This is a genomic window from Blautia fusiformis (assembly GCF_020686995.1).
In the GTDB taxonomy this organism is placed as follows: Bacteria; Bacillota; Clostridia; order Lachnospirales; family Lachnospiraceae; genus Blautia_A; species Blautia_A fusiformis.
In genome coordinates, this window is sequence record NZ_JAJEPT010000012.1 from 122,471 (window position 1) to 132,300 (window position 9,830).

The following is a 9,830-nucleotide window of genomic DNA, read 5'->3' on the forward strand; positions in this document are numbered from 1 at the left end:
GCTTACGTCCATACCGTGATGATAACGGATAATGCTGTAACGAAAAAGAGACAGGCGATCGTGCGTCTGTCTCTTTTTTTTCGGTGCGCCCGGCGACGCACGTTTATGACCGGATGTGAGATCCGGATATTATTTGTCTTTTTTTGAGGAATCCGTATCTTTTGAGGAATTCATGTGGTCGATCATGTTTTCGATGATCATTTTTTTCATGTATACGTCGAAGCTAAGAAGACAGATAAAGGAAAACTGGTGAAGGAATTCCTTATCCTCCGGGTCGGCGTCCTCAAAAATTTCTCCGGCACTTTTGAAACGGCGCATAAGATCCTTTTCCAGGTAACGGATCTGTGACTGCTCCATACTGAAAACCTCCTGGTAGATGTAAGTCATGTCCTTTTCTGTAACGGACTTGAAGTATTTCTCGGTGATCGGTCCCAGAAGGGTCTGGATATCACTGATAGAGAGGATATTCTTAAAATAGTAGATAAAGATCAGCATCAGCAGATGCTCCCGGGAATACCGCTTTTTTTCCGGCGGGGGAAGGAGCTTGTTCTTTGCGTAATTGTTGATCATGGTCTTGGTCAGGATCTTGTCATCATTATGACGCTTGGTGGAAGCGAGATTATCTTCCATAAAGGTTGTGACCTGATCCATGTAAAGAGCAATATTGGGAATTTCATCGGGTTTTATATAATCAAGCTCAGCAATTTTTGCAAAAATGCTGTTCATCATTTCTTTTTCGTTTTCTGTCATCGCATTATCACCTCTGCTCCCTATTATATAGTTTTAAATACTACTTGTAAAGAAACTTTTTTTCAGAGAGGTGGGTTTACCGGAAAGTAAAGTCATGATAGTATATAAAGATACTGTTCATATGGAAAAAGAAATGGAGATCAAAATGAGTATACATGATGCTTTGGACACATTGAATCCTATGCAGCGGGAAGCTGCCGTACATACAGAGGGACCACTTCTGATCCTCGCAGGAGCCGGTTCCGGAAAAACAAGAGTGCTGACCCACAGGATCGCCTATTTAATGGAAGAAAAGGGTGTAAACCCATGGAATATCCTGGCGATCACCTTTACCAACAAGGCCGCCAGTGAGATGCGGGAACGTGTGAATAAAATTGCGGGAATGGGTGCGGAGAGCGTATGGGTCTCCACCTTCCATTCCGCCTGCGTGAGGATCCTGCGCAGACATATTGAGGTGCTGGGCTTTGGCAGTAATTTTACCATTTATGATGCCGACGACCAGAAAACAGTCATGAAGGAAATCTTCCGGAAATTTGATATCAATACCAAGATTTACAAGGAACGAGGCGTTCTTGCTGAGATTTCCCATGCCAAGGATGAAATGATCACACCGGAAGAGATGGAGCTGAATGCGGGCGGTGATCCGGATGCACGGAAGATTGCCGGTATGTATAAGGAATATCAGTCTATCCTCCGGGGAAACAATGCACTGGATTTTGATGACCTGATCGTGAAGACTGTGGAGCTTTTTCAGCATAATCCGGATATCCTGGACTATTATCAGGAACGTTTTAAATATATTATGGTGGATGAGTATCAGGATACCAATACTGCCCAGTTTAAATTTGTAAGTCTTCTTGCTGAGAAATACAAGAATCTCTGTGTGGTTGGTGATGATGATCAGTCCATCTATCGTTTTCGTGGAGCAAATATCGGGAATATCTTAGGCTTTGAGAAGGTTTTTCCTGAGGCTAAGGTGGTGCGCCTGGAACAGAATTACCGTTCTACCCAGAATATCCTCAATGCAGCCAATGAGGTGATCGTCAACAACACAGAGCGTAAGGAAAAACGCCTCTGGACAGAGAACGAAGAGGGCGATAAAGTACATTTCCGTCAGTTCAACAACGGATTTGAGGAAGCGGAGTATGTTGCAGGAGAGATCATCCAGGGGCGCCGCAACGGGAAATTCCAGTACAAGGACTGTGCAGTACTTTATCGGACCAATGCCCAGTCCCGTCTCTTTGAGGAGAAATTTCTCCTGGCAAATGTTCCTTATAAGATTGTCGGCGGTGTGAATTTTTATGCCCGCAAAGAGATCAAGGATCTGTTAAGCTATCTGAAGACCATTGACAATGCCAGTGATGATCTGGCTGTGCGCAGAATCTTAAATGTGCCAAAAAGAGGGATCGGGCTCACCAGCATCGGCCGTGTCCAGGACTATGCGGATATGATGAACCTGAGCTTTTACGATGCGCTCCGCGTGGTGGAGGAAGTACCGTCCATTGGCAGGGCAGCAGGAAAGATCAATGATTTTGTATCCTTTATCCAGGGACTGAAAAGTAAGGCAGAGGCCTATACAGTCCGTGAAACCCTGGAAGAGGTCATTGAGCTTACCGGTTATGTGAAGGAACTGGAGGCAGAGAAAACGGAGGAGGCCCAGGCGAGGATCGAAAATATCGATGAGCTGATCTCCAAGACAGAATCCTTCCAGGAAGCCATGGAGGAGGCCGGACAGCCGGCAACACTTTCTGCATTTCTGGAGGAGATCGCACTGGTGGCAGATATCGATTCTGTTGATCCGGATCAGGATTATGTGCTGCTGATGACTCTTCACAGTGCCAAGGGACTGGAATTCCCAAATGTATTTATCGTGGGAATGGAGGACGGTGTTTTTCCGGGGTATGCTTCCATCTGGTCCGGTGATCCGTCGGATATCGAGGAGGAGCGAAGGCTCTGTTATGTGGGGATCACCCGTGCCATGAAGGAACTGACTTTAACCTGTGCAAAACAGCGGATGATCCGTGGGGAGACTCAGTATAACCGTGTGTCACGTTTTGTAAGGGAGGTTCCACGGGAACTGGTAGATCTTGGACATACCATTCAGGAGAAAAAGCCCAGGGTAGATGATATCGTATCTCCGAAAAGCGCCTATGCCCAGATGAAAATGAATTTCCAGGCAAAGAGCACCCTGCAGAAAAAAGATTTCACAGTGAAGAAGGCGGACAGCCTGGACTATGGTGAGGGAGACACGGTCCGTCATGTGAAATTCGGAGTCGGTATCGTAAAAAATATCGCAGACGGCGGCAGAGACTACGAAGTGACGGTAGACTTTGACAAAGTCGGCGTGAAAAAAATGTTCGCCGGTTTTGCCAAGCTGAAAAAGATCTGAGAGGGATCTCTCCGGGCAGACTATTTCTGCAAAAAACTGTAAAAATCCGGCCTCAAGGTTGTAATTGGAAAACCGGTATGTTAGAATCAGTATCAGCGTAATTGAATTGCTGTGAAGTGGACAGTATCACCGGCACATATGCTGCCGGATACTGTGAGAGGGAATCGGGTAAAAAGCCTGAGCGGTTGCGGCCACTGTATACAGAAGAAGGGATTTCACATGCCATTGCAGAAACTCATGTGAGAAGGCGAAATCCCGATGTCAGAGAGATTCTGGAGAAAATTCTGATACATCATTCATGATCGGCTAAAAGATGAATGGTGTATCAGTTTTTATTTTGCAGAGTTTTTTCTGAGTCTGTAAGTCAGGAAACCTGCTTGACAGTATGTAAGTGGGAGCTTCCGTACAAAGTGTTCCGTGCAGATTTTATGAAGCCCCATCTTTTCGGTTACCCATAGGCAACAGGAGATAAAACAGGCGAAAAGAGAGGAAATGAAATGAAAAACAAGTATGTATCCACAAGAATCATGGCAATGGTAATGGCAGCGGCAATGACCGTATCAGCAGCTCCGGCTGTTTATGCCGCAGAGAGAGCAGACTCCGAGACCATCAAGGAAGACAACCAGCCGGCAGCAGAAGACAGTACAGAGTCTGCAGACACCGAAGATTCTTCCGCAGAGGCAACCAAGACAGAATATCCTCTGACCATCACAACCTATGATTACGATGGAAACGAAATCGAAACCACTTATGAAAAAGCACCGGAAAAAGTCCTTGCTGTATATCAGGGAAGCATTGAGACTATGCTCGCACTTGGTCTGGAAGACCACCTGGTAGCTACCGCAGGTCTTGATAATGAAGTTCCGGAAGATCTCAAAGAAGCATTCTCAAAAACAAATTATCTTGACGAATTTACCCCATCCCTTGAAACTGTAACAATGCTGGAGCCGGACATGATCTTATCCTGGAGCTCTCTTTTCTCTGATAAGAATCTGGGAAATGTAACAGACTGGATCGACAAAGGCTGCAACACCTACTACAACACCAATACTCGTCCGGACGGCGACAGAACACTGGAAAATGAATTCACAGATATCTTAAATATCGGAAAGATCTTCGATGTACAGGACAAAGCACAGGCTATCGTTGATGATGCAAAAGCAGTGATCGACAAAACTCTTACTGCAACTGCAGATGTAAAAGACAAACCAAGCGTAATGGTATTGGAGCCTCTTGGAGATGACATCACAAACTATGGCGTAAAGAGCCTTGGCGGAGATATGGTAACACAGTTAGGCGCAACTCTTGCAAACCCGGATGCTTCCACCGTTGGAAAAGAGGATATCATCGCAGCCAACCCTGACGTGATCTTTGTGGTTTACATGCCATATGCAGGAGATGATCCGGAAACTGTTAAGAACAGCCAGCTTGCAGTGATCCAGGATGATGAGTCCCTGAAGAGCCTTGACGCAGTAAAGAACGGACGTGTTTACCCGATCATGCTCAGTGAGATGTATGCAAGTGCAACACGTACCCAGGACGGAATCGAAACTTTTGCAAAGGGATTATATCCGGACGTAAATCTTGACTGATCGGAGAAAATGCAGTGAAAGAAACAGCTTCACAGAGAAAAAAAGATAAGGTGCTCAGAACATCCATGTATGTGGCAGTTCTCATCGGACTTGCAGGATTCCTTATTTTTTCCATACTTGCAGCCATCACTTTTGGAAATGCGGATCTGTCACTGAAGGATGTATACAGCGTTATCGCTTATAAATTGTTTCATATAAAAAGTCTGTCCGCCTATGCGGAAGGCGCAGTTCATGATGTTGTGTGGCTGATCCGGCTGCCTAGAGTCCTTCTGGCTCTGGCAGTTGGAATGGCTCTTTCCGTGTGCGGCGTGGTGATGCAGGCTATCGTGCAGAACCCGCTGGCAGACCCGTATGTGCTGGGTATCTCATCTGGTGCATCTCTGGGTGCCACACTGGCCATCATGCTTGGAATCGGAAGCTTTCTTGGCGGAAACTCTGTGGGAATCACAGCTTTCATTGGCGCGATGATCACTTCTTTTGCGGTGATCGCCATTGCAAACATGGGTGGAAAGGCAACTTCCGCAAAACTGATCCTTGCGGGAATGGCGGTCAGCGCAGTCTGTTCTGCTTTTTCCAATTTTGTCATTTATATTACCAATGACAAAAATGCGGCAACAGAAGTTATGAAGTGGAGCATGGGAAGTCTTGCCGGAGCAAGCTGGACCAGAGTGGGTGTAATGCTTCCGGTCACGCTGGTGTGCGTGGCTGTTTTCTGGACGCAGTACCGGAACCTGAATCTGATGCTTCTGGGAGATGACGTATCCATTACCCTTGGAACAGATCTGCACAGACTGCGGACTTTTTATCTGATCGTTGCTTCTGTTATGATCGGATTTGCCGTGTACTGTGCCGGTGTAATCGGATTTGTGGGACTGGTGATCCCTCATGTGGTCCGGATCCTTTTTGGAACAGATCACAGAAAACTGCTCCCCTTAAGTGCGCTTCTTGGTGCATCGTTTCTGATCTGGTGCGATGTGGCATGTCGTGTGATCCTTAAAAATTCCGAGATGCCCATCGGTGTGCTGGTATCCATTATCGGTGCTCCCTGCTTTATTTATCTGCTTGTGCGGAAATCCTATGGATTCGGAGGTGCCCGGTAATGAAGATCACCACAGAAAATATTCAGGTTGGCTTTCACGCCAGACAGATCCTGAAGGGAATCTCCATGGAATCCCAGGATAAGGAACTGGTAGGAATCATCGGACCAAACGGAAGCGGAAAATCCACTTTGCTGAAATGCATTTACCGTATTCTGAAACCAGACGCAGGAGCCGTGTATCTGGACGGCGAGGAGCTTCATTCCATGAGTGTTCGAAGCTCTGCGAAAAAAATGGCCGTGGTGGCACAGCACAATTATTATAATTTTGATTTTACGGTTCGCGAGGTGGTTCTTATGGGGCGTGCGCCTCATAAAAAGACTCTGGAACGGGACAATGCAAAAGATTACCAGATCGTGGATGAAGCGCTGAAAACCGTACAGATGGAGGCGTTTGCAGACCGTACCTTTTCCACTCTTTCCGGAGGAGAGCAGCAGAGGGTGATCCTGGCAAGAGCACTTGCCCAGCAGACCTCTGCACTGATTCTGGATGAGCCTACCAATCATCTGGACATTACCCACCAGATCATGCTGATGGAGCTGGTGAAAAAACTTAATGTAACCGTGATCTCCGCTATTCACGATCTGAATATTGCAGCAGCATACTGTGATAAGATCTATGTACTGAAGGACGGAGTTCTGGAAGGTTACGGAACGCCGGAAGAAGTCCTGACCCCGGAGCTGATCCGCAGGATCTATAAAGTAGAAGCGGAGATCGTTTACGACAGCCGCGGAAAGATGCATATTTTGTTTTTATGATTCTGGCTGTGAGGCGGGATGCATAGAGGGAAAAAGATGAAAAAGATCGGGATTTTGACATGCCTTAATTCCAATGATGTGTGTACCAGGGCAGGATGTCTGTCTGCATTTCGGGAAAGAAGAGATTTTTTTTCCGGCTATCCGGAAGATACGATTCTGGCAGCTGTGATGACATGCAACGGATGCAAAGAAACCAATGCAAAAGAACCTGCTGAAGATGAGGGGATTTTGGAAAAGGCAGATCGGCTGGTCATTGAAAAGATCAGCGTCATCCATGTCGGGGTATGCCGTCTGAATGAGGAAAAAAAGGAATGTCCGCGGATAACACAGATCTGCGGTCTGATAGAAGAACGCGGGATCAAAGTGATCCGAGGAACCCATAAAGAATAAGAGAAAACCGCCGTATCTTTCCGGAAATGCCGGAAATACGGCGATTTTTTTACAGAATGTTTCTGCGAAAATTTGTGTAAGTTCTGGTAAAACCAGACATATGGTGGTATAATAAGAACATTAAAAAAAGGCTCGGGTGCAGCGACCTCAAAAAACGCTGCGCTGCAGATTTACTGACAGAAAGTACAGCCGAACAGAAAGAAAGGATGGTGCAGTGTTATGAATTTAAATACAACAAAACTTGAAGAACTGCTCGCAACACTGAAGAAAAAAGAAGAAGAGAAAGATAAGAACACAGTCCTTTGGGTACTGGCGATCATCGGTGCTGTTGCAGCTGTTGCCGGTATTGCGTTTGCAGTATACCGTTTCTTCGCTCCGGATTATCTGGAAGATTTTGAAGAAGATTTTGATGATGACTTCGATGATTATTTCGAGGATGAGGAAGAGTAAGAACTTTCACTGCAGAGGCTGTTTTGAGCAGATCAGAATGGCTGTCTGTTATGTATGAATATGAGAAGCGGATAATTGAAGCCCCGGCGCGATACCGGGGCTTGATTTTTGAAGACGGACCGTGAAACGCTGCACTAGTTATAAAACAGAAAGAGGATTTATGAAAAAAGGTGAAATTTACGAAGGTATTATAGAAAAAGTGGAATTTCCAAACAAAGGTTTTGTTTGGGTTGATGACCAGAAAGTAATTGTAAAAAACGGAATCCCGGGACAGAAAGTCCGGTTTATGATCAATAAGAAACGTTCCGGCCGGGCGGAAGGACGTCTTCTGGAGGTCCTGGAGAAATCTCCCCTGGAAACAAGAGAACCTGCCTGTCAGGAGTTTCCGGCATGTGGCGGCTGCATGTACCAGACCATGAGCTATGAGGCACAGAAGGAGATGAAGGAGCGTCAGGTGAGGGAACTTCTGGATGGGGCAGTAAGAGAGAGCCTGGCTAAGATCGGGAAGAATGGTGATGGGACAGAAGAAGCTGAGGCTGCAGATCGTTTATATCACTGGGATGGGATTTATGGCAGTCCTATTGAGTTCGGGTACCGCAATAAGATGGAGTTTTCCTTTGGGGATGAGTATAAGGATGGGCCGCTGTCCCTTGGACTTCACAAGAAGGGAAGCACTTACGATATCCTGAATACGGATGATTGTAAGCTGGTCCATCCGGATATGACGAAGATTCTGGTCTGTGTGCGGGAGTTTTTCCTGGAGCGTAATGCCAGCTTCTATAAAAAGCTGCAACATGTGGGGTATCTTCGACATCTTCTTCTTCGAAGAGGCGTCACAAGTGGTGAGATCCTGGTCCATGTGGTAACCACCACCCAGGAAGAATATGATCTGGAGCCTCTGAAAGATCAGCTTCTTGCACTTCCGCTGGAAGGGAAGATCGTGGGGATCATGCACATTTTAAATGATTCTTTATCCGACGTGGTACAGAGCGACGAGACGAAGATCCTTTATGGAAAGGATTATTTCTATGAAGAACTTCTTGGACTGAAATTTAAGATCAGCACCTTTTCCTTTTTCCAGCCAAATTCCTTGGCTGCAGAGATCCTGTATTCCAAGGTGCGGGAATATGTAGGAGATACCAGAGACAAGGTGGTGTTTGATCTTTACAGTGGAACCGGCACCATTGCCCAGCTTGCGGCGTCCGTTGCCAGTGAGGTGATCGGCGTGGAGATCGTGGAAGACGCGGTAAAAGCCGCCAGAGAAAACGCTGCACTTAACGGCATTGATAACTGCCGTTTTATTGCCGGGGATGTGCTGAAGGTTCTGGATGATGTGCCGGAGAAACCGGATATGATCATCCTTGATCCGCCCAGAGATGGCGTTCACCCCAAAGCCCTTCCAAAGATCCTGGCTTACGGCGTAGACCAGATCGTATACATTTCCTGCAAAGTTACAAGTCTTGTGAGAGACCTCCCGGCATTTTATGAGGCAGGATATGAGATGACCCACGCCTGTGCAGTGGATCAGTTCTGCCAGGGCGTTCATGTTGAGACCGTGTGCCTCTTGAGCAACCGAAAACCAGATACCACGGTAAAACTCAGCGTGGATATGGATGATTACTACCGTATTATAAATGGTAAAGATGCAGAATAATGATTTTGTCATAGTGGCTGTGTTGAATTTCTATTTTTTAAATTGTTCACATTGATAATGTATCTGATTTTGGAGGAAAATTAATTTATGTACAAAGAAAAAGCAGATATGATTATTTATACGACAGAGGATGGTCTGACGAAAGTTGAAACTACTTTTGATGGTGATACCGTCTGGTTGTCCATTGATCAGATGGCAGAATTGTTTCAGAGAGATAAATCAACCATTTCCAGACATATTAAAAATATATTTATCGAAGGTGAATTACAGCGGGATTCAGTTGTTGCAAAATTTGCAACAACTGCTTCTGATGGAAAAGTTTACAATGTAGACTATTACAATCTTGATGTTATTATTTCTGTTGGCTATCGTGTAAAATCAAAACAGGGAACACAGTTCAGAATTTGGGCAACTGGGATTTTAAAAGAATACATGAGAAAAGGTTTTGCTTTAGATGATGATCGTTTGAAAAATCTAGGTGGCGGTGGATATTTCAAGGAATTGTTGGAGAGAATCCGTGATATTCGTGCATCCGAGAAAGTGTTTTATCCAATGCGTCGTAAAACTCCTTGCTTCAGCTATGGGGATATAAGACGCGTCCATCGAATTTATGCAAGTAATTGAAGATGGACAAAATAGTAATTGTATTAACTAATAAACCATAGTATAATATAAATATGAACACAACATATAAATCAAACAACAATGTCGTCTATTCCTGTAAATACCATGTAGTATGGTGTCCAAAGT

8 protein-coding genes, 2 pseudogenes and 1 riboswitch are annotated in these 9,830 nt (G+C 45.4%); of the genes and pseudogenes, 9 read left to right on the forward strand and 1 reads right to left on the reverse strand.

The annotated features are described in order from the left end of the window. Positions 1 to 129 precede the first annotated feature (129 nt). Positions 130 to 750, reverse strand: coding sequence for a DUF1836 domain-containing protein (locus tag LKD46_RS11450; RefSeq protein WP_110102928.1), 621 nt, complete (start codon positions 748 to 750; stop codon positions 130 to 132). A gap of 145 nt (positions 751 to 895) precedes the next feature. Here LKD46_RS11450 and pcrA point away from each other — a divergent pair, with 145 nt between their 5' ends. From pcrA to LKD46_RS16910, 9 genes and pseudogenes are all read left to right on the forward strand, one after another. Then, positions 896 to 3,139 carry a DNA helicase PcrA gene (gene pcrA, locus LKD46_RS11455; protein ID WP_110102975.1) on the forward strand — a complete coding sequence of 748 codons (2,244 nt, stop codon included), beginning with the start codon at positions 896 to 898 and terminating at the stop codon, positions 3,137 to 3,139. Positions 3,140 to 3,237: 98 nt separating this feature from the next. Next, positions 3,238 to 3,533, forward strand: a riboswitch (cobalamin riboswitch). A gap of 103 nt (positions 3,534 to 3,636) precedes the next feature. Beyond that, positions 3,637 to 4,731 carry an ABC transporter substrate-binding protein gene (locus tag LKD46_RS11460; RefSeq protein WP_021651660.1) on the forward strand — a complete coding sequence of 365 codons (1,095 nt, stop codon included), beginning with the start codon at positions 3,637 to 3,639 and terminating at the stop codon, positions 4,729 to 4,731. 14 nt (positions 4,732 to 4,745) lie between these two features. After that, positions 4,746 to 5,831: a FecCD family ABC transporter permease gene (locus tag LKD46_RS11465; protein ID WP_227574163.1), complete on the forward strand. Its 1,086-nt coding sequence runs from the start codon at positions 4,746 to 4,748 to the stop codon at positions 5,829 to 5,831. Beyond that, positions 5,831 to 6,586, forward strand: a complete 756-nt coding sequence (locus LKD46_RS11470; protein WP_021651662.1) for an ABC transporter ATP-binding protein — start codon at positions 5,831 to 5,833, stop codon at positions 6,584 to 6,586. The genes LKD46_RS11465 and LKD46_RS11470 overlap by 1 nt, the downstream gene beginning before the upstream one ends. A 36-nt stretch (positions 6,587 to 6,622) precedes the next feature. Continuing rightward, positions 6,623 to 6,976 carry a CGGC domain-containing protein gene (locus LKD46_RS11475; protein WP_110102927.1) on the forward strand — a complete coding sequence of 118 codons (354 nt, stop codon included), beginning with the start codon at positions 6,623 to 6,625 and terminating at the stop codon, positions 6,974 to 6,976. A gap of 219 nt (positions 6,977 to 7,195) precedes the next feature. Beyond that, positions 7,196 to 7,426, forward strand: a complete 231-nt coding sequence (locus tag LKD46_RS11480) for a hypothetical protein (RefSeq protein ID WP_015526073.1) — start codon at positions 7,196 to 7,198, stop codon at positions 7,424 to 7,426. Between the two features lie 160 nt (positions 7,427 to 7,586). Beyond that, positions 7,587 to 9,080, forward strand: a complete 1,494-nt coding sequence (rlmD, locus tag LKD46_RS11485) for a 23S rRNA (uracil(1939)-C(5))-methyltransferase RlmD (protein ID WP_110102926.1) — start codon at positions 7,587 to 7,589, stop codon at positions 9,078 to 9,080. An 87-nt stretch (positions 9,081 to 9,167) separates the two neighbouring features. After that, positions 9,168 to 9,629: pseudogene (locus LKD46_RS11490) on the forward strand (virulence RhuM family protein); the annotation flags it as partial. 128 nt (positions 9,630 to 9,757) lie between these two features. Further along, positions 9,758 to 9,830: pseudogene (locus LKD46_RS16910) on the forward strand (IS200/IS605 family transposase); the annotation flags it as partial.

Excerpts from the sequence above, each read along its gene's own strand:
- LKD46_RS11450 (WP_110102928.1), bottom strand. The coding sequence starts at position 750 with ATGACAGAAAACGAAAAAGAAATGATGAACAGCATTTTTGCAAAAATT.
- pcrA (WP_110102975.1), top strand. The coding sequence starts at position 896 with ATGAGTATACATGATGCTTTGGACACATTGAATCCTATGCAGCGGGAA.
- LKD46_RS11460 (WP_021651660.1), top strand. The coding sequence starts at position 3,637 with ATGAAAAACAAGTATGTATCCACAAGAATCATGGCAATGGTAATGGCA.
- LKD46_RS11470 (WP_021651662.1), top strand. The coding sequence starts at position 5,831 with ATGAAGATCACCACAGAAAATATTCAGGTTGGCTTTCACGCCAGACAG.
- LKD46_RS11475 (WP_110102927.1), top strand. The coding sequence starts at position 6,623 with ATGAAAAAGATCGGGATTTTGACATGCCTTAATTCCAATGATGTGTGT.
- LKD46_RS11480 (WP_015526073.1), top strand. The coding sequence starts at position 7,196 with ATGAATTTAAATACAACAAAACTTGAAGAACTGCTCGCAACACTGAAG.
- rlmD (WP_110102926.1), top strand. The coding sequence starts at position 7,587 with ATGAAAAAAGGTGAAATTTACGAAGGTATTATAGAAAAAGTGGAATTT.